The 18,915-nt window shown below is 73.5% G+C and carries 19 protein-coding genes; 12 read left to right on the forward strand and 7 right to left on the reverse strand.

Annotated elements, in window-relative coordinates; translation table 11 throughout:
* The first annotated feature begins 73 nt into the window (after window positions 1–73).
* Together sigJ (ACFWW8_RS26725) and ACFWW8_RS26730 are read left to right on the forward strand one after the other, a co-directional pair.
* Complete coding sequence (sigJ, locus tag ACFWW8_RS26725; protein WP_386532020.1) at window positions 74–1,018, forward strand: RNA polymerase sigma factor SigJ; 945 nt, start codon at window positions 74–76, stop codon at window positions 1,016–1,018.
* Between the two features lie 112 nt (window positions 1,019–1,130).
* Window positions 1,131–2,351, forward strand: a complete 1,221-nt coding sequence (locus ACFWW8_RS26730; protein ID WP_386532022.1) for an NAD(P)/FAD-dependent oxidoreductase — start codon at window positions 1,131–1,133, stop codon at window positions 2,349–2,351.
* Here ACFWW8_RS26730 and ACFWW8_RS26735 read toward each other — a convergent pair.
* Window positions 2,348–2,755, reverse strand: coding sequence for a hypothetical protein (locus tag ACFWW8_RS26735; protein ID WP_386532024.1), 408 nt, complete (start codon window positions 2,753–2,755; stop codon window positions 2,348–2,350). The two genes, ACFWW8_RS26730 and ACFWW8_RS26735, sit on opposite strands and share 4 nt — an antisense overlap.
* Window positions 2,756–2,934: 179 nt before the next feature.
* Here ACFWW8_RS26735 and sigJ (ACFWW8_RS26740) point away from each other — a divergent pair, with 179 nt between their 5' ends.
* The 3 genes from sigJ (ACFWW8_RS26740) (at window position 2,935) to ACFWW8_RS26750 (ending at window position 5,626) form a co-directional block, all read left to right on the forward strand.
* Entirely contained in the window at window positions 2,935–3,900 is a 966-nt protein-coding gene (gene sigJ / locus ACFWW8_RS26740; protein ID WP_386532025.1) for an RNA polymerase sigma factor SigJ, read from the forward strand.
* A gap of 126 nt (window positions 3,901–4,026) precedes the next feature.
* A complete protein-coding gene (locus tag ACFWW8_RS26745; RefSeq protein ID WP_386532027.1) occupies window positions 4,027–4,593 on the forward strand; it encodes a helix-turn-helix domain-containing protein in 567 nt (188 codons plus the stop codon).
* Window positions 4,594–4,729: 136 nt separating this feature from the next.
* Window positions 4,730–5,626 (forward strand): class I SAM-dependent methyltransferase, encoded by an 897-nt coding sequence (locus tag ACFWW8_RS26750; RefSeq protein ID WP_386532029.1) that lies wholly within the window; start codon window positions 4,730–4,732, stop codon window positions 5,624–5,626.
* Between the two features lie 37 nt (window positions 5,627–5,663).
* Here the strand turns inward: ACFWW8_RS26750 and metC are convergent, their stop codons facing one another.
* The 6 genes from metC to ACFWW8_RS26780 form a co-directional block, all read right to left on the reverse strand.
* Entirely contained in the window at window positions 5,664–6,920 is a 1,257-nt protein-coding gene (gene metC, locus ACFWW8_RS26755; protein ID WP_386532031.1) for a cystathionine beta-lyase, read from the reverse strand.
* Window positions 6,917–8,221 (reverse strand): MFS transporter, encoded by a 1,305-nt coding sequence (locus ACFWW8_RS26760; protein WP_386532033.1) that lies wholly within the window; start codon window positions 8,219–8,221, stop codon window positions 6,917–6,919. The genes metC and ACFWW8_RS26760 overlap by 4 nt, the downstream gene beginning before the upstream one ends.
* On the reverse strand, window positions 8,218–9,159 hold the full coding sequence (locus tag ACFWW8_RS26765) for a sulfurtransferase (RefSeq protein WP_386532034.1): 942 nt from the start codon (window positions 9,157–9,159) through the stop codon (window positions 8,218–8,220). Before ACFWW8_RS26765 ends, ACFWW8_RS26760 begins: the two co-directional genes overlap by 4 nt.
* Window positions 9,156–10,418 carry an acetyl-CoA carboxylase biotin carboxylase subunit family protein gene (locus tag ACFWW8_RS26770; protein WP_386532036.1) on the reverse strand — a complete coding sequence of 421 codons (1,263 nt, stop codon included), beginning with the start codon at window positions 10,416–10,418 and terminating at the stop codon, window positions 9,156–9,158. Before ACFWW8_RS26770 ends, ACFWW8_RS26765 begins: the two co-directional genes overlap by 4 nt.
* Before the next feature lie 21 nt (window positions 10,419–10,439).
* Window positions 10,440–11,654 carry a radical SAM protein gene (locus tag ACFWW8_RS26775; RefSeq protein WP_386532037.1) on the reverse strand — a complete coding sequence of 405 codons (1,215 nt, stop codon included), beginning with the start codon at window positions 11,652–11,654 and terminating at the stop codon, window positions 10,440–10,442.
* A gap of 166 nt (window positions 11,655–11,820) precedes the next feature.
* Window positions 11,821–13,044 (reverse strand): ATP-grasp domain-containing protein, encoded by a 1,224-nt coding sequence (locus ACFWW8_RS26780; protein ID WP_386532039.1) that lies wholly within the window; start codon window positions 13,042–13,044, stop codon window positions 11,821–11,823.
* Window positions 13,045–13,629: 585 nt separating this feature from the next.
* On the opposite strand from ACFWW8_RS26780, the gene ACFWW8_RS26785 reads away from it, so the two are divergent.
* The 7 genes from ACFWW8_RS26785 (at window position 13,630) to ACFWW8_RS26815 (ending at window position 18,566) form a co-directional block, all read left to right on the forward strand.
* The gene (locus ACFWW8_RS26785; RefSeq protein WP_386532041.1) at window positions 13,630–14,040 is read left to right on the forward strand and encodes a VOC family protein; all 411 of its coding nucleotides are present in this window, start codon (window positions 13,630–13,632) and stop codon (window positions 14,038–14,040) included.
* A 62-nt stretch (window positions 14,041–14,102) separates the two neighbouring features.
* Window positions 14,103–14,588 carry a helix-turn-helix transcriptional regulator gene (locus ACFWW8_RS26790; protein WP_386532043.1) on the forward strand — a complete coding sequence of 162 codons (486 nt, stop codon included), beginning with the start codon at window positions 14,103–14,105 and terminating at the stop codon, window positions 14,586–14,588.
* A complete protein-coding gene (locus ACFWW8_RS26795; protein WP_386532045.1) occupies window positions 14,585–15,061 on the forward strand; it encodes an iron chaperone in 477 nt (158 codons plus the stop codon). Before ACFWW8_RS26790 ends, ACFWW8_RS26795 begins: the two co-directional genes overlap by 4 nt.
* A 169-nt stretch (window positions 15,062–15,230) precedes the next feature.
* Entirely contained in the window at window positions 15,231–16,646 is a 1,416-nt protein-coding gene (locus ACFWW8_RS26800; protein ID WP_386532047.1) for a serine hydrolase domain-containing protein, read from the forward strand.
* A gap of 101 nt (window positions 16,647–16,747) precedes the next feature.
* Window positions 16,748–17,464, forward strand: coding sequence for a sensor domain-containing protein (locus ACFWW8_RS26805; RefSeq protein WP_386532049.1), 717 nt, complete (start codon window positions 16,748–16,750; stop codon window positions 17,462–17,464).
* A gap of 315 nt (window positions 17,465–17,779) precedes the next feature.
* A complete protein-coding gene (locus ACFWW8_RS26810; RefSeq protein WP_386532056.1) occupies window positions 17,780–18,043 on the forward strand; it encodes a MerR family transcriptional regulator in 264 nt (87 codons plus the stop codon).
* Between the two features lie 319 nt (window positions 18,044–18,362).
* On the forward strand, window positions 18,363–18,566 hold the full coding sequence (locus ACFWW8_RS26815; RefSeq protein ID WP_030011983.1) for a cold-shock protein: 204 nt from the start codon (window positions 18,363–18,365) through the stop codon (window positions 18,564–18,566).
* Window positions 18,567–18,915: the final 349 nt, after the last annotated feature.

An 18,915-nucleotide genomic window follows, 5' to 3' on the forward strand; every position in this document is an offset into this window, starting at 1 on the left:
CCCGGCCCTTCCGGCTCCGGGCCCGACTGCACCCCGTCTGCCGTTCTCGTACGGGGGCCTCTAGGATCCGGGCATGGCGCTGATCATGAGTGACGTGGACCGGTTCGAGGCGGCGAGGCCCCGGCTGGAGGCCATCGCCTACCGGATGCTCGGCTCGTCGAGCGAGGCCGAGGACGCCGTACAGGAGACGTTCCTGCGGTGGCAGGCGGCCGACGTGGGGCGGATCGCGGTGCCCGAGGCCTGGATGACGAAGGTCCTCACCAACTGGTGCCTGAACGTGCTCACTTCGGCCCGTGCCCGGCGCGAGACGTACGTGGGGCAGTGGCTGCCCGAGCCGCTGCTCGCCGGGGACCCGATGCTCGGCCCGGCCGACAGCGCCGAGCAGCGCGAGTCGGTGTCGTACGCCGTCCTCGTGCTCCTGGAGCGTCTGTCGCCGGGCGAGCGGGCGGTGTACGTGCTGCGCGAGGCCTTCGACCACCCGCACCGGGAGATCGCCGAGATCCTGGACATCACCGAGGCCGCCTCCCAGCAGATCTACCACCGGGCCAAGAAGCACATCGCGGACGGCAGGGCGCGCGCCGAGATCGACGGGGCCGCTGCCCGGAGGATCGTCGAGGAGTTCCTGTCCGCGGCGGCCAGTGGCCGAACCGAACCCCTCGTACGCCTGCTGACCCAGGACGCCTTCTCGGTCGGCGACGGCGGCGGGAAGGTCCCGGCCCGCGCGAAGGCGTTCGAGGGCGCGCTCGCGGTCGCCACGTTCCTGCGCGGCATGTTCAAGCCCAGCGCGGCCAAGCGGGCCCACGTCGGCGGCGCGGCCGAGATCTACCCCGCGACCGCGAACGGCGGGCCCGCCCTCGTGGCCGTCGTGGACGGCCGGGTCGTCGGGATCATCTCCCTGGAGGTCACCGCGGAGGGCATCTCCGCGGTACGCGCCCAGGTCAACCCCGACAAACTCGTCCGCGCGACCGGGCTCTGGGCCGCCGCGGACCACCCGGAGGGCCCGCTCCACACCCTCTGAGGAGGTGTGGCGCAGGTCACGTTCCGATCCTGTCAGGGAATGGGGGGCTGTCCGGTTCAAGGGGCGACACACGCCGGACACCGGCGGCCCCCGCCCAGACAGGAGCACGGACATGCAGCACCGCATCGTCGTCCTCGGAGCCGGCTACACCGGAGCCACCGCCGCCGGCCGTCTCGCCAAGCGGCTGCACCGCTCGGACGTCGCCATCACCCTCGTCACCCCCGAGCCCGACTTCGTCGAGCGGGTACGGCTGCACCAGGTCGCGGCCGGCCAGGACCTCGCGCTCCGGCCGTTCGCCGAGATGTTCGCGGGCACCGGCGTGGAGGTGAAGCTCGGAGAGGTCACCGCCGTGGACGTGGACCGGAAGGCCGTGACGCTCGCCGCCGCCGACGGCCCCGGGCCGCAGGCGCGACAGCAGCTGGAGCAGCTGGAGTACGACACGCTCGTGTACGCCCTCGGCAGCGGATGGAACGACGGGGGCGTCCCCGGCACCGCCGAACACGCGGACGAGGTCTCCAGCCGTCCCGGCGCCCTCCGCCTCCGCGGCCGCCTGGCCGCCCTGGACGCCGGCCGGCCCGTGGTCGTGGTCGGCGGCGGCCTGACCGGCCTGGAGGCCGCGACCGAGATCGCCGAAGCCCGCCCGGACCTCGACGTCGCCCTGGCCGCCCGCGGCGCCCTCGGCGACTGGCTCTCGGCGAAGGGCCGCGCCCACCTGTGGAAGGTGGTGGACGCGCTCGGCATCACCGTCCACGAGCACACCGAGGTGGGCGCCGTGGCGGCGGACGCCGTGACGACCGCCGACGGCCGGACCATCCCCGCCGGGATCACCGTCTGGACCACCGGGTTCGCCGTCCACCCGATCGCCGCGGCCACCGCCCTGGAGGTCGCCGACGACGGCCGGATCGTGGTCGACACCACGATGCGCTCGGTGTCCCACCCGGACGTGTACGCCGTGGGCGACGCGGCGGCGGCGACCGGCCCGGGCGGCAAGCCCCTGCGCATGTCCTGCGCCTCGGGCGTCCCCATGGCCTGGCAGGCGGCCGACGCCATCGCCGCCCGGCTCGCCGGCACCAAGGTCCCCGACTCCTCGATCCGCTACTTCCAGCAGTGCGTCTCCCTCGGGCGCAAGGAGGGGCTGATCCAGTTCGTCAGCGCCGATGACCGGGCGGTCGACAGCGCGCTCACGGGCCGCGTGGCCGCTGTCTACAAGGAGCTGATCTGCAAGGGCGCGGCCTGGGGCGTGGCCCACCCGACGGTGGGCGTGCCGTCCCGGCGCCGTCGCGTCGTACGGCAGCAGCCCCGGAACCGCACCCAGGCGGAGGCGACGGCTTAGAGGGGGTCGCCGGAGCGCTGTGCGCGGCGGCGGGGGGTCAGCGCCCGGGCCAAGTCCAGCACGCTCAGGCCGAACATCAGGATGCCCAGGGGGACATGGAGGGAGGCCACGTGCGTGATGCCCAGCACCACCTGTACCGAGGCGAGGACGAGGAAGCCGGAGGCGTACAGGACGGGAAGGGGCGAGCCGCCGCCCGGGCGCCATGCCAGGATCGCGGCGAGCACGTACAACATCGACGCGCCGTACATCACGCGCGAGCCGACGTCGTGGAGGGCGGCGCCGGACGACGAGGACAGCAGCAGTCCGGCGGTCGCCGCCTGGAAGAACAGGGCCGCGGTCTGCAGGACTATCGCGACCTGCGGGAACGTGATGCGGCCCGGTACTGCCGTCGTCTGCGTGGCCATGGCGCGGCCCCCTCTTCTGCCTCGCGGCGGTGGATCGTCGGATCTTCGGTGTCTCGCCGGTCCGACGACGCGGGCCCGCGAAAGGTGAGGTGGAGGGCGGAACTCACGATCCGGTGCGGTGTTTCGTCGGAGTACCGGAAGCCGAAGCGGACGAGCAGAACCAGGGAGCGGTCGCGACCATGAGCACCCCATCCGAGGCAGTGCGGGGCCGGCCCGAGCCGGCCCTGAGCGTGATCGTCGCCGAGCGGCGCCAGCTGATCAACCTCGCCTACCGGCTGCTCGGTTCGCTGGCCGAGGCCGAGGACGCCGTGCAGGAGACCTACACCCGCTGGTACGCGATGTCGCCGCAGCGGCGGGAGGCCGTCGCGTCGCCCGGTGCCTGGCTGACGACGGTGGCCGGGCGCATCTGCCTGGACGTGCTCGGCTCGGCGCGGGTCCGGCGCGAGCGCTACGTCGGCGCGTGGATACCCGAGCCGGTCCCCGACCGTACGGAGTGGGTCGGCGGACGGGCGGGCGGGGGAAGCGCCGAACCGGGCGACCCCGCCGACCGGATCACCCTGGACGAGTCGGTGAACATGGCCTTCCTCGTCGTGCTGGAAGCGATGACGCCGGCGGAACGCGTGGCGTTCATCCTGCACGACGTCTTCCGCTACCCCTTCGCGGAGGTCGCCGAGATCGTCGGCCGGACTCCCGCCGCCTGCCGGCAGCTCGCCTCCTCGGCCCGCCGGCGCGTCCACGCCGCACGCCCCCCGTCGGCGGCGACGGCCTCGACGGCCGGACAGGCGGGACTCGTACGGGACTTCAAGGAGGCGTGGGAGGCCAAGGACATCAAGGCCCTCGTCGGCCTCCTCGACCCCGACGCGACGATGACCGCCGACGGCGGCGGGCTGGTCGGCACCGTCCTGCGCCCCGTCGAGGGCAGTGCGCGCATCGCCCTGTACCTGGCCCACATCGCCGACAAGGCGCCGGGACTGGTCCTCCTGGAACGCACGGTCAACGGCCTGCCCGGCCTGGTCGCCCAGCACGCCGGCGTCACCGTGACCGTGGCGGCGTTCGGTCTCGCCGGTGGCCGCATCACCCGGATCTGGGCCGTGCGCAACCCGGAGAAGCTCCGTTCGTGGACCGATGCGAACGGACAGGGCTGACCGGCCGTACGGACCGGCCTGGCCGCTCGTGACGCGCCGAAGGGTGCGATGGCGACCGCGCGGCCGGCTCGACGTTGTTGCCGGCCGCGGGCGCGCGCCGTGCGGCGGGGTCATACGCTGTCGCCCGTGACGCAAGAAGACGGCGGGCTGGACGAACTGGTGCGCCGGCGGATCCGGGCCCTGCGCGTGGCACAGGGCTGGTCCCTGGCGGAGCTGGCCTCCCGCGCCCACATCAGCCAGTCCACGCTCAGCCGCATCGAGAACGGCGGGCGCCGCCTGGCCCTGGACCAGCTCGTGACCCTCGCCCGAGCCCTGGACACGTCCCTGGACCAGCTCGTGGAGACCGCCGCCGACGACATCGTCACCAACCCGTTGATCGACGCGGCCCACGGGGTCATGCGCTGGCCCATGAAGGCGGAGCCCGGCATGACCGTCGTACGCCGGCGCATGACCGACCCGCCGCCCGACAGTCCCGCGCGGATGCGGGCCCATCCGGGCCGCGAGTGGCTCGTCGTGCTGTCCGGCACCGCGGTCCTGCTGCTGGGGAACCGCCGCCTGCGCGTGGAGACGAACCAGGCGGTGGAGTTCCCCACGATGCTGCCGCACGCCATCGGCGCCGAGGGCGGGCCCTGCGAGATCCTGGGCGTCTTCGACCGCGACGCCCGCCGCGGCCACCAGAGCGACGACGCCTGACGCCGGAACGGCGCCGGCGGCGCGGGAGCGGGCGGCAGCCTCCGGCCTTGCGCGTTCGGCAGCGGAACAGGCCGTCGTCTTGCGTACTCCGGGAAGCATGCTGCCGAAACGGCATGACCCTCCTACCGTGGGCGTCATGACCCACGCCTCTCCGCACGCGCCCCACGACGGTGCGCACCCCGCTCCCCGACCAGCCCCCGGCTCCGTCCCCGGCTCCGACGACCAGGCCGAGATCCTCGACCTGGACGCGGAAGTGCTCGCCGGGCACACCGCCGACATCACCGCACGGTTGCCCGTCCTGACCCGCCCCCGCCACATCGTGGACCTGGGATGCGGCACCGGCACCGGCACCTTTGCCCTGCTCGCCCGCTTCCCCGACGCCGAGGTGACCGCCGTCGACGCGTCGGCCCCCCATCTGCACCGGCTGCGGGAGCGGGCCCTGGAGCTCGGCCTGACCGACCGGGTGCACACCGTACGGGCCGATCTCGACGCGGACTGGCCCGACCTCGCCCGCCCCGGCGCCGGCCGTCCCGAGCTGGTGTGGGCGTCGGCCTCGCTGCACCACATGGCGGAGCCCGACCGCACCCTGCGCGCGGTCCACGGACTGCTCGCGCCCGGCGGCCTCTTCGCCGTCGTCGAGCTGGCCGGCTTCCCCCGCTTCCTGCCCGCCGACGCCCCCGAGGACCGGCCCGGACTGGAGGAGCGCTGCCACGCCGCGCTCGCGCACCACCACGCCGCGCACGTGCCGCACCGCGGCGCCGACTGGGGACCGAAGCTGGCCGCCGCCGGGTTCACCGTCGAGGACGAGCGCACCCTCACCGTGCACGTCGACGGTTCCGGCAGCGAGGCGGTCGGCCGCTACGCCCTCAGCGGCCTGGAGCGCCTGCGCGCCACCGCCGCACCCGCCCTGGCCGCCGAGGACCTCGCCTCCCTCGACCGGCTCCTCGACACCGGCGGCCCCGGCAGCCTCCTGCGCCGCGACGACCTCGCGGTCCGCACCGAGCGCACCGTGTGGTGCGCCCGCCGCCCCTGACCCGCGGGCGCGGGCACGGGCACGGTCCGGGGCCCGGCTAGCGGGGTCCGAGCAGGGCTTCGAAGCCCGCCGTCAGGTCCTGCTTCAGGTCGTCCAGGCCCTCGAAGCCGACGTGCACCCGGATCAGCGGGCCGCGGCCCGCCCAGGTGCCCGGCAGCCGGTGGGAGACCGGGTCGGCCGGCACGACCAGGCTCTCGTAGCCGCCATAGCTGTGCCCCAGACCGAACACCCGCAGCCGGTCGAGCAGCGCGTCCACGTCCGGTTTGCCGAAGCGCGGCTCCAGTTCCACCCCGAACAGCCCGGCCGCGCCGGTGAAGTCGCGGCGCCACAGGTCGTGGCCGGGGTCCTCGGGCAGCCCCGGGTGCAGGACGGCGGCCACGCCCTCCTGCTTGGCGGTCCAGCGGGCCAGCTCCAGCCCCTGGTCCTGGTGCCAGCCCATCCGTACGCCGAGGGTGCGCAGACCGCGCAGGCCCAGGTACACGTCGTCGGCGCTCGCGCACTGGCCGAGCCGGATCGCCGCGCCGCGGATGACCGGGTAGCTCTCCTCGGTGCAGACGATCGCGCCGAGGATGCTGTCCGCGTGGCCCGTCAGGTACTTCGTCGCGGAGTGCACCACCGCGTCCACGCCCGCGCCCAGCGCCATCGGGCGGCAGAAGGCGGGCGTGGCCCAGGTGTTGTCCGCGACGGTGGCCACGCCCCGGGCCCGGCAGACGGCGGTGAGCGCCGGTACGTCCTGCACCTCGAAGGTGGTGGAGCCCGGGGACTCCAGGTACAGCAGCCGGGTCGCGGGGCGCATCAGCCCCTCGACCGCGGCGCCGCCCGCGGCCGGGTCGTAGTACTCGGTCTCCACGCCCAGCGCGGCGAGCGAGTCGCAGAACTTACGGGTCGGCAGGTAGACCGAGTCGCTGACGAGGATGTGGTCGCCGGAACGGACGTACGCGAGGATCGCCGTCGTGATCGCCGCGAGGCCGGAACAGGTCGCGACCGCCGCGTGGCCGCCCTCCAGCTCGGTCAGCGCCTCCTCGAAGGCGCGGCCGGTGGGGGTGCCGAAGCGGCCGTACACCTGGGGGCCGCGCTTGAGCGGGTCCGCCTGGGAGGCGTCCATCTCGGCGGTGTCCTGGTAGAGGACGGTGGAGGCGCGGTGCACGGGCGGGTTGACGTACCCGCCCTGGCGGCGCGGATCGGAGGCGGCGTGCACGAACCGCGTCTCCCGCGAGGGAGCGGACGCGTGCACCGCCTCCCGCGCCGGGGCGGCGTCACCGACCGGCTCCCGCGCCGGGGCGGGCCCGTTCACCGGGCCACCGCCGGTTCGGCCGGTGCCGGGTCGGGCAGCGGCGGTTCGGGGGCGGCCGGCCGGCGGCGGCCGCCGGCCAGCAGCAGGGCGAGCAGGGCCGCGCCCGCGCACTGCGCGGCCACCACCAGCCAGAACGCGCCCAGGTTCCCGGCGGCCTCGTAGTGGGCGAAGACGAACCCGCCGACGACGCCCGCCAGGAGCCCGCCGATGCCCGCGGTCAGCCGCTGCACGCCGAACGCGAAGGCCGGATCGTCCGGTACCCGGTCGACGAGTTCCAGGTCGCAGCGCAGGAAGAGGAAGACCTCGCCGAGGGTGAACAGGGCCGTACCGGCCAGCAGGGCCGGGGTGCCGCCGAGGGCCATCGCCGCCATGCCGAGGCCCATCAGGACGAACGAGCCGACCACCAGCAGGCGGTAGTCGGCGCGCGCGATGCGGTCGGCGAGCACCGGCTGGAGCAGCACCACCATGGCGCAGTTGAGCAGCATCACCCAGCCCAGGACCTGGACGTGGGAGATGCGAGCCGCGTACAGGCCGATGAAGCTCTGGAAGAAGAAGAAGAGGTAGAAGGCGAGACCGGTGAAGAGGACCGGGCGCAGCGCGCCGCGCAGCGCCGCCCGCTTCCCGGTCCGCCCCCCGGCGCCGGCCGCGGCCGTGGCCGGGACCGCCGCCGTGCCGGGTGCCGCGGCCGGCCGGCGCGCGAGCGGCTTCAGGGCGGCCTGGTGGGCCGCGGTGATCAGCGCGAAGAGGCCGGCGAGGCCGACGAGCAGCACGACCGGGTCGGCGTCGATCAGCAGCGCGGCGAGCAGCGGCCCCAGCCCCATGCCCGCGTTCAGGGCGGCGCTGCTCACCCCGAGGAAGAGCGGGCGCAGGTCGTCGGAGACGCTGGTGACGATGTACGCCTTGTTCGCCGGGAGGTACAGCGCCGGACCGGCCGCGACGAGGACGACGGCCGGGTACGCGACCCAGGGCACCTTCACGGCCACCCCGAGCAGCACCAGCCCGGCCGTGCGCAGGGCGAGCGCGCCCACCATGGTCCGCTTGAGCCCGAGCCGGTTCACGACCGCGCCGCCGAGGATGCTGCCGCCGAACTGGATGAAGGTGGCCACGGCCACCAGCACCCCGGCGACCCGGATGTCCATGCCGACGGCTTCGACCATGAGCACCCCGATGAACGGGGTGACCATGTAGCTGCCGAGGGCGACGACGAAGGACAGGCCGATCAGGGCCTTGAGGCCGGCGGGCAGGCCGGTGAAGATCCGCCACTTCGCGGTGAGCCCGGCACCGCGCCGTCCCGCGGTCACGGCGAGCCGCCCCCGCCCGCGGCCCTGCCGGCCGCCCCACCGCCCGGCAGGGCGGCGGGTCCGCCGACGGCCGCGCCGGTGACCACCGGACGGTCCGAGGGCAGGCCCCACTCGCTCCACGAGCCGTCGTACACGGCGAGGTCGCGGTAGCCGGCCAGCGTCGCCCCGAGCGCCAGGACGCAGGCGGTGACCCCGGAGCCGCAGCTGAAGTACAGCCGCTCGCGGTCCCCGGCCGCCGCCTCGAACGCCGTGCGCAGCTCCGGCACCGGCCGCATCAGGCCGCCGTCCCGCTGGAGCTCCCCGAACGGGAGGCTGGCGGCGCCCGGCATGTGCCCGCCGCGCAGGCCCTGGCGCGGTTCGGGCGCGGTGCCCGCGTACCGCCCGCCGGTCCGCGCGTCGAGGACGGCGGCGGCCGGGTCGGCGAGGGCTTCCGCGACGGTGTCGGCGTCCACGACCAGGCCCGGCCGGGGCCGGGCGGTGAAGGTGCCGCGCGGGCCGTCGTACGCCGCGGGCACCGCCTCGACCGGGTGGCCGGCGGCGGTCCAGGCGGGCAGGCCGCCGTCGAGGACGGCGACCCGGTCGAAGCCCACGGCGCGCAGCATCCACCAGGCGCGGGCGCTGGAGTAGACGCCCTGCGCGTCGTAGACCACGACCGTGTCGGTGTCGTGCAGGCCGAGCGCGCGCAGGGCCTCGGTGAGCGCCCCCGCGCCGGGCATGGTGTGCGGCACCGCCGAGGCGTGGTCCGACAGCTCGCCGTCCAGGTCGAAGGGCCGGGCCCCGGGGATCCGCGCGGCGGCGCCCCGGTGGGCGCCGACGGAGGCGTCGAAGAGGACCACGCCCTCCCCGAGGCGTGCGGCCAGCTCCCCGGCCCCGACGAGCGGGCCGGCGAGCGGGCCGGCCGGTCCGGCGGCGGTGTCGTGGGGTGTCGTCGCGCTCATGCGGTACCTCCGGAGGAATCGGCGGGCCGCCACCGGGTGTTGTCGGAGAACCAGCCCGCCACGCGTTCGAGATTGGCTGCCACATCCTCCTCCGTGTCCCCGTCGACCACGTAGCCGGCCAGGAACAGCCCGGACTTCACCCCGCCGTGGAACTCCTGGCCGGGCGCCCCGGTCAGCGTCACCTCCCGTACGCAGTCGGGCAGTTCGGCGCCTGCATCGGCCCCGGTGGCGGCACCGGACCCCTGGCCGCTCCCGTCCGCCGGCAGCCGCTCCAGCACCCCGTTCCGCGGCGGGATGCACAGGGCCCCGGCCGGCCGGTACGCGGGGGCGCCCAGGGTGGACGGCAGGCCGCACTCCGCGTACAGCCATTCCTTGTCCAGGTCGATCCCGAACGCGTGCCGGACCATCGCGCTGATCATGCCGCCGCCGGTGCGGCTGGCGATCTCGCAGAACACCAGCCGGTCGTCGGGCGTGATCCAGAACTCGGCGTGGAAGGCGGTCTGCGGCGGGGTCGGCAGCTCGGCGAGCACCGCCCGCGCCCCCTTGACCAGCCGGTCGTACGAGGGGTCCTGAGGGGTGAGCGGAAGGTTGGCCACCCAGTCGTCGTCCCGGAAGGACAGGCAGTCGTTGAGGTAGCGGAAGGGGTGGACGAAGACGACTTCACCACCCGCCACCAGCCCGTCCACGTGGTACATCTGGCCGGGCACGAACGCCTCGATCTCGCTGGCGCCCCGCCACGGGCTGGCCAGGTAGGCGTCCAGGTCCGCCTCGTCGCGGATGATCGCCGCGCCCAGCGAGCCCGACTCCGACACCGGCTTGACCACGACCGGATAGCCGTGTTCGGAGACGAAGGCGAGGGCCGTGTACGCCGAGTCGAGCCGCCGGTAGGCGGGCACGTCGACGGGGCCGCCCGCGAGGTGGTCCTTCATGACCACCTTGTCGCGGAAGGCGACCGCGCTCGCGGTGTGCTGGCCCGGCAGGCCGAGCAGCTCGCGCAGCTGGGCCGCGCGCACGACGTCGGCCTCCGCGCGGGCGAAGACCGCCTCGACCGCGAATTCGCGGGCCAGGCGCAGCGCGGTCTTCTCGACCAGCTGGTTCGTGTCGTACGCGGGGAAGGCGTGCACGTGCGGGAGGTGGGAGTAGCCCGCCGCGTACTCGGCCGCGGTCACGATGACCGGGACGATCCCCGAACCGGCCAGCCACTGGTCGTACGGGGTCTTGGCGTAGGGCGTCTTGGCGAAGACGAGGACGTGGCGCATCGCGGCGGGCTCCTCTCGGGGTCAGGACTGGGAGTCGACGAGGAGCGGCAGGCGGCGCCGCTCGGGGACGCGGGAGATCAGGCCGAGCTCCTCGGACAGCTCGGTGGCGAAGCAGCCGTCCTTGTACGTGCCGGAGAGCCGCTTGGCGGTGAACGCCTCGATCTCGTCGTGGTCGAACTCCACGTCGTACGTGTGGCGCTCACCCGACCCGCCCGACTCGCCCGGCTCACTCGCGGTGACCGTGCGGACCAGGATCCCCAGGTGCGGCTCGAAGGTGTTGACGCAGCCGACGACGTCGCCGATCTTCTCGCGGCGGCCCTCGGGGCCGTCGGAGAGGACCTCCTCCTGCGCGGGGATGGCGGCGAACAGCTGACGGCCGGCCCGGCACCAGCCGACGTGGCTCGGGAAGCCCATGGCCTTGATGCCGAAGGTTCCGAAGTCCTCGCTGACACCGAGCTGGAAGCCGAGCGGGACGGACTCGTGGATCCACTTGAAGTCGCGGTACGCCTGCTCGATCTCCTCGCGGGAGAGGCGCAGTTCGGGGTGGCGGCCGCCGTGGTCGGTGAAGTTGTTGAACCGGACGGTGGCCACGCCCAGCTTGTTGAAGTAGTGGGCGTAGCGCTCCAGGGAGGTGCGGCCGTGGTTGTGGCGCCCGACGGTGACGCCGATGTTGACGCGGAAGGCGTTCTCGGGGTCGACTCCCTCGTTGTACGCGGCGATGCGGCGCAGCACCTCCTCGGTGTCCGCGCCGGAGAAGACGCCCTTGATGGGGTACGTCTTGTGGTCGGTGACCTGGAGGTTCTCGTCGATCACGCCGTGGTAGGTGATCGAGATGGTGCCGTAGCCGTTCTCCGACGCCAGGTCGAGCAGTTCGGTCCAGTTGTCGGCGAGCAGCGGGCGGCCGCTGGTCCAGGCGTCGCCCTTCTCCATGGTCTCGGTGGGCTTGTGGTCGGACTCCTGGCGGAACTCGCGGTTGTTGGCCGGTCCGTAGATCCGCATGAACTCGCCGTCGTAGGCGAAGCTGTCCACGTAGCGGGGGTAGACGTGGTAGCCGTGCGACTGGAGGCCCTCCAGGATCCGGGGACCCTCCTCCATGGCGAAGGACTTGTCGTAGACCTTCTCGTAGTTGACGAACCAACAGTGGGTGCACTTCTGACCGCAGGTGTTCTTCCCGACCTTGGTGTCGAGGTCGAGGTAGATGTGGATCTCCTCAGGCTTGATGTCCTTGAAGGGCATCGAGAACGGAGCATCACCGTGGAAATCGTAAGAAATAGGATCGTTCTGAACAGACATGTGTCCCCCGTGTGGTGAGTGTCGTCGTCGAAGAGAACGCGTGCGGTGCGTGCGGAGCGGTACGGATGGCCGGAGGCGGAGCGGGCCGGGGCGGTCCGGCCCGGCGCGCTCAGAGGGACGGACCGGGGGCGGTGGTGACCACCGGGTGGGCGATCAGTTCCGCGACGGCCGCCGCGCAGGCGTCGGTGCCGGCCGCCGTGAGGACGGCCATGCCGAGGCGGTCCGACGAGGAGCGCAGCGGGTGGACCGTGTCGCCGGGGAGCACGGAGAGGTCCCAGGCGTGTACGTCCCCGTGGGCGAGGCCGGGCGGCGGCGCGACGGCCGTGACCCGTCCCGGCGGGGCGGTGAGGAAGACGGTGGCGGCCGCGGCCGCGGCGACGGGACCCCGGCCGACGCCCGCGCCGACCGCCCAGCCGAGGGCGGCGCGGCGCCATTCGACGCCGGTGGTGAGACGGACCAGGTCGGCGATGCCGTCGCCGCCGAGCCGGGTGTGGGTCTCGATCACGACGATCTTGTCCCCGTCGACCATGACCTCGGTGTGGCTGGGCCCGTCGGTGAGGCCGATGGCGTCGAGCAGCTCGCCGACCGCCCGGGCCACGAGCTCCTGCCGGCGCGGCTCCAGGGAGGGCGGCGGCATCATGTGGCTGACTTCGACGAACCCGTCCGTGGTGCCCTTCTCGGCGATGCCGAGAACGGTGTGCCGACCGCCGGCCGAGAGCGCCTCGACGCTGAACTCGCGCCCCTCGGCGAACTGTTCCAGCAGGGTCGCCGCCGTACGCCGCTCCGCGGGGAGGGCGTCCGGGCCCTCCACCAGGGCGATGGCGGTGCTGCCGACGCCGTCGACGGGCTTGGCCACCGCCCGGCCGTAGGCGGCGAACAGGCGCGCCACCGCCTCGGGGTCGTCCCCCGCGGCGAAAGCCGGGTTCAGGTGCGGGGCCCGGCGCTCCAGGATGCGCCGCATCTCCAGCTTGTGGCGGGTCGCCCGTACGACGGCCGGATCGACACCGGCGACGCCGAGCCGACGGGCGGCCAGCGCGGCCGGCTCCAGGCCGAGTTCGGTGAGGGAGACGACGGCGGCCGGGGCCAGGGGCCGCAGGACCTCGTCGGTGAACGCGCGGAAGGCGACCGGGTCCAGGAAGTCGGTGGTGAGGACGCGGTCCTCGGGACCGAGGGCGGGTGCGCCGGGCAGCTGTACGTGGACCACCTCGGCGGGCAGGGTCGCCGCCTCCCAGGCGACGGTCGGATTGGCTCCGACGACCACGAGGATCGCCGCGCTGTCCGCGCCCCGCGGGCGGTCTGCCCGCGGTCCGTCGACCGCCCCCACTGCGCCCACTTTCCCTCCCCGTCCCCCTCGCCGACCACTCGTTCGAGCGGCGCGGCGAGCAAAACATCGCAAGGGCGATCGGCGACTGTCAATAGCTTTACAAACGGCCGCACTTCTGTCCCGAAACCGGCTCTGACCTGCATCGGGCCCTTGATCTCCAGGCGGGCTCAAGGAATCCGCCGGCCGGGAGACCAGCCGCACCCGAGCGGTACGAAGGCATGCCTTGCCGCGCCGTTCCGGCCAATCTGACGGACGCGGCGACACACTCCGTTCACAAAACCGCAGACCGTGTACCAGCCAGTAGCAGGGTTTCGGCCAACGAAGCGCCCAGGGGGCCCGCGCGCCGAAATTCGACCGGTCACGGTCTGGGCGGCGGCCGGCAACCGCGGGCACCGCTCGCCGCGCGGCCTTCATCGCCACCGGACGCGGCCGGGAACGCCCGGACCGCATCCGCGCGCCCGGACCGCATCCGCACGCCCGCACCGGACGCCCCCGGCCACCGTGCGGCCCCGGTCCGACGACCGTTCGACACCGGCCCGAGAGCGGTCAGGAATCGAGAAGCACCCTCCACCGGGCGGGACTAGCGTGAGGGCCATGGACCTCACCATTCACGCCACCTTCCTCCCGCACGACGACCCGGACGCCTCCGTCGCGTTCTACCGCGACGCCCTCGGCTTCGAAGTCCGCAGCGACGTCGGCCAGGGCACGATGCGCTGGATCACCGTCGGCCCCGCCGGGCAGCCCGGCACGTCCATCCTCCTCGCGCCGCCGGCCGCCGACCCCGGCATCACCGACGACGAGCGCCGGACCATCACCGAGATGATGGCCAAGGGCACGTACGGCTGGATCCTGCTGGCCACCCCGGACCTCGACGCGACCTTCGAGAAGGTCCAGGCCGCCGACGCCGAGGTGGTCCAGGAGCCGACGGAGCAGCCGTACGGGATCCGCGACTGCGCGTTCCGCGACCCCGCGGGCAATCTGATCCGCATCCAAGAGCTCCGCTGAGCCGTCCGGCAGCCGCCACCGAACCCCACCGGAGGAGTTCCCCCATGTGCCATCCTGCGTGGATGAGCGCACTGACCGCGGCGCAGCGCCGGAGCGACCTCGTGCGGCTGCGCCGCGTACGCGACCGGATCGACCGGGAGTACGCGCAGCCGCTCGACGTCGAGGCGCTCGCCCGCGGCGCGAACATGTCGGCCGGACACCTCAGCCGGCAGTTCCGCCAGGCCTACGGCGAGTCCCCGTACTCCTACCTCATGACGCGGCGCATCGAGCGCGCGATGGCGCTGCTGCGCCGCGGCGACCTGAGCGTCACCGAGGTCTGCTTCGAGGTCGGGTGCTCGTCGCTCGGCACCTTCAGCACCCGCTTCACCGAGCTCGTCGGCATGCCGCCCAGCGTCTACCGGCGCCAGGCGGCGGACGGAGTGGAGGGCATCCCCTCGTGCGTGGCGAAGCAGGTGACTCGACCGGTCAGGAACCGGGAGGCGCCGGCGACGGACGCGCCCCCGCACGGGCCGACCCCCACCCCCGTTCCGAAAGGAAGCCCGCGATGACGCACGAGAAGGCTCCCGCCGAGCGCACCGGCGCGGCCGGCGAAACGTACGACGGCTTCACCGAGGAGGAGCGCGGCGCGATGAAGGACCGCGCCAAGGAGCTGAAGACCGCCGCGCGCCGCGGCCCGCGCGCGGCCAAGGCGGACGGGGAGGGCGAGGTGCTCGCGAAGATCGCCGAGATGCCGGAGGCGGACCGCGTCCTCGCCGAACGCCTCCACGCCATCGTCAGGGCGAGCGCGCCGGGCCTCGCCCCGAAGCTCTGGTACGGGATGCCCGCGTACGCCGACAACGGCAAGGTCGTGTGCTTCTTCCAGAGCGCGCAGAAGTTCAAGACGCGGTACGCCACGCTCGGCTTCAGCGACCTGGCCCGGCTCGACGAGGGCACCCTGTGGCCGACCGCCTTCGCCCTCACGGAGCTCACCGCCGCCGACGAGGAGCGGATCGGCGCGCTCATCGCGAAGGCGGTGGGCTGAGCCGGGCCCGGAGCGGGAGGCCCCGGGCGGCCGGACCCCGCGGGATCACACCGTCGCGGGAACGAACGATGTGAAATAGGGTGGATTGATCCGTTGTGGTAGCTCCGGCCCGCCGCTCGCCCCCCTGCCGCGGTGCCGGGCCGCCGAGCACGAGGGCTGTGATGCGGGCATGAGGGATTCCCGAGCCGACGCCACGCCCACTCCGGACCGCGCGCCCCGCCGTCCGGCCGCCCGCATACGGGCCTCCCGCGCCGCCCGGCGCGTGACCGTGCCGGCATCGTGCGCGGCGCTCCTCATCACGGTCTGCGCCCTGCCTCCCGGGGCGGCCGCCGCGGCGTTCCCCCACCCGCCGGCCACCCCCGCGGCGACGGCGGGCGCCTCCGCACCGGCCCCGACACCCGCCCCGGCGCCCGCCCCCACGCCGTCGGCGCTCAGGCCCATCGATCCGGCCGCCTTCCAGTCCGCCGTCGAGAAGGCGGCGGCGGAGCTCATGGTGCCCGGCGCGGTGGTCCTGCTCCGTACGCCGCAGGGAACCTTCCGGGCGATCACCGGCACGGCCGAACGCGGCACGTCCCGGCCGCCCACCATCGCCGACCACTTCCGGATCGCCTCGAACACCAAGACCATGACGGCGGCGCTCGTCACCCTCCTCGCCCAGGACGGCAGGCTGAAGCTGAGCGACCCGGTGTCCGCGTACGTCGACGGCGTGCCGAACGGCGACCGGATCACCCTCGCCCAACTGCTGACGATGCGCAGCGGGCTCTACAACTACACCAACGCCCCCGAGCTCTCACAGGCGTTGGACGCCGATCCCGGGAAGGCCGTGACGCCGCGCCAGATGCTGGACATCGCGTTCCGGCACCCGCCGAACTTCGCGCCCGACACCTCCTACGAGTACAGCAACACCAACTACCTGCTGCTGGGCCTGGTCGCGGAGAAGGCGGGCGGCAGCTCCCTGACGCGCCAGTTCCAGGACCGGCTGTTCGCCCCGCTCGGGCTCGAGGGGTCCTCGCTGCCCGCCCCCGACGAGCTGTCCCCGCCCGCCCCGTACTCCCACGGCTACATGTACGGCGGCACGGCCTACGCCCTGGTCGACCAGCCCTACCCGGCCTCCCTGCAGGCCGAAGCCCGGTCCGGGAAGCTCGCGCCCGTGGACTACACCCGCCAGAACCCCTCGTACGCCTTCGGGGCCGGCAACGCCGTCTCCACCGCCGACGACCTGGCCGCGTGGATCCGGGCCCTGGTGACGGGCCGGGTCCTGGACGCGGGGTCCCAGAAGCAGTGGCTCGACAGCCCTCGGGCCGAGGACCCGGCCGCGCCCGACGGTCAGAAGTACGGGTACGGCATCGCCTACCAGCGCTTCGCCCCCGCCGCCGCGATGTACTACCACGGCGGTGAACTCCCCGGCTTCAACTCGTTCATCGGCCACGACCCGGACAACGACGTGACCCTCGTCATCTGGACGAACCTGACCCTGTCGCCCGACGGCCGGACCACGGCCCAGGCCCTGCTGCCCACCGCCCTCAACCAGATCTACGCCGGCCTCTCCCTCCCCACCGGGCCCGGCCCCGCGCCCACTCCGTGAAGGGGTGCCGTAGAGGGGTACTAGCACCCCTGAGATCCCCCGCTCCGATCGTCATGCTGGAACCACGCCGAACCGGCGCCCGACATGGAGCGAGGCAGCAGATGAGCGCACGCACGAGTGGGATCGAGCAGACCGGCCGGAACCCCGGCGGACCGGTGACCATGCTGGTGCGGGGCGTGGCGCTGACGGGACTGGCGCTGTACGAGGCCCTGCTGCTGGTGTGGCTGTCCCTGGTCGCCTGCCTCTGCTGCGTCGGGGTCGGCATCCCCCTCCTGCCGGGCGCGTTGAACGCGGTCCGGCGGCAGGCCCGCACCCAGCGCGCCCTCGCCGGACGGTGGTCCGGGGTCCGCGTCGAGTCCCCGTACGCCGCCGACCCGGGCGGCGGCCCGGGCGGGGCGCTGCGGCGGGCCCGCCGGACGCTCGGTGACGGCGCCACGCGGCGGGACCTGCTGTGGACCCTGGTCAACCCGCTGGTCGGCCCGCTGCTGGCGTTCCTTCCCGCGGCGGCCGTCCTCGGCGGGCTCTGGGGCCTGAGCCTGCCGTTCGTGTGGGACGGCCTGCCCGAGTCCTGGGACAGCGTCTGGTTCACGTTCGTCCCCGTCGACAGCCAGACCACGGCGTTCCTGGCCGCGGCGCTCGGCCTCGTGGAGATCGCGGCCGGAATCGCGCTGCTGCCCCGCCTGACGCTGCCGCTGCACGGCCGCTGGGTCCGGCTGGTGCTGGGCTCTACCCGCGGCGCCCCGGCCCACCGCGCCGAGCATTTCGCCCCCTCCCGCACCGACGCCGAAACGGCCCCGGCCCCGGCCCCGGCCCACTGAGACCGCCGGCCCGGCACGCCTGTCGCTCACGCCGCAGACCGCGCTCGCGGGCCGGCCGGACGGAGCCCGGTGGCCCTCCGCGGACGAGAGCTGAACACCCCGGATTGCCGGCGGCGGTCCGAGGGCGCGAAATGCGGGCGGTCCGGCGGAAAAAAGCAATGCAGTGGGGCAAGAACTCCGCGCGTGCCTCCGGGAGAAAAGCTGTCATGGTCGGAGTAGACATGCCTGCGCATCGGCGTTAGCGTCTCTCGTGTGACCTCTGAGAAGTCCCCGATCGCCGACAGCCTCGACGACGACGACTACCCCGCCTACACGATGGGCCGGGCGGCGGAGATGCTCGGCACCACCCCCGCCTTTCTCCGCTCCATCGGCGAGGCCCGCCTCATCACCCCGCTGCGCTCCTCGGGCGGCCACCGCCGTTACTCCCGCTACCAGTTGCGCATCGCCGCCCGGGCCAGGGAGCTGGTCGACGGCGGTACGCCCGTGGACGCGGCCTGCCGGATCATCGTGCTGGAGGACCAGCTGGAGGAGGCCCTCCGCCTGAACGAGCAGGTGCACCGGCGCCCCGGGGTTTCCTGAGCCGGCCGACACGCGTTTATATGACTTTGAGCCACGGATATCTGCACTTGCAGATGCAGAATTTCGTCGGAGCCCCCGGAACATTCCTCGATCCGACATGCCGGGGAGCCGAACATTTCCCGGCCTGCCCGACCCCCCTGTGCTACTGTGATCTCAGTTGCAGTTGTGGTTCCCAAAAACTTACAAGTGCTCTCACCGGGATCTTTCCGGCGGGTGCACTTTTTCTTTAACCGGTTTTATTTCCGGTCGGGGCAATCATCGCGGCGACTCCGGCAATCGCACAGTGCGGTTCCGGGTATTGCCCCAAAGGAGAATTCATATGGCATCTGGCACCGTGAAGTGGTTCAACGCGGAAAAGGGCTTCGGCTTCATCGAGCAGGAGGGCGGCGGCGCTGACGTCTTCGCTCACTACTCGAACATCGCCTCCTCTGGCTTCCGTGAGCTTCAGGAAGGCCAGAAGGTTACCTTCGACGTCACCCAGGGCCAGAAGGGCCCGCAGGCCGAGAACATCGTTCCCGCCTGACGCTGACGCGTAAACGCAGCTGGGGCCCGCACCTTGGGGTGCGGGCCCCAGCTCGTTGCATTTCCCCTCCCCGTGCCCCGTCGGTTCCCACCGGCCCGCACGGGCGGCGGGTGGCGGCACGCCTCCGGCAGCCGGCCCGCCTCTTCGTCCGGCCGTGCGGCAGCGTCCACCACGCGCCGCCCCGGCCCCCCTGCCCCGCACCCCGTCCGCCGGTCACCCGGCATGCCGGTGCGCAGCGCGGCACGCACTCCACGCAGACCGGCTCGCTTTCCGCGGCACGGCTCTGCCCCGCTTTTCATTCGGCTCGTTCTCGCGAATCTCCCTTCGGGATTCCTCGATACGTGCCGCA

Source organism: Streptomyces sp. NPDC058701 (genome assembly GCF_042715295.1).
GTDB lineage: Bacteria > Actinomycetota > Actinomycetes > Streptomycetales > Streptomycetaceae > Streptomyces.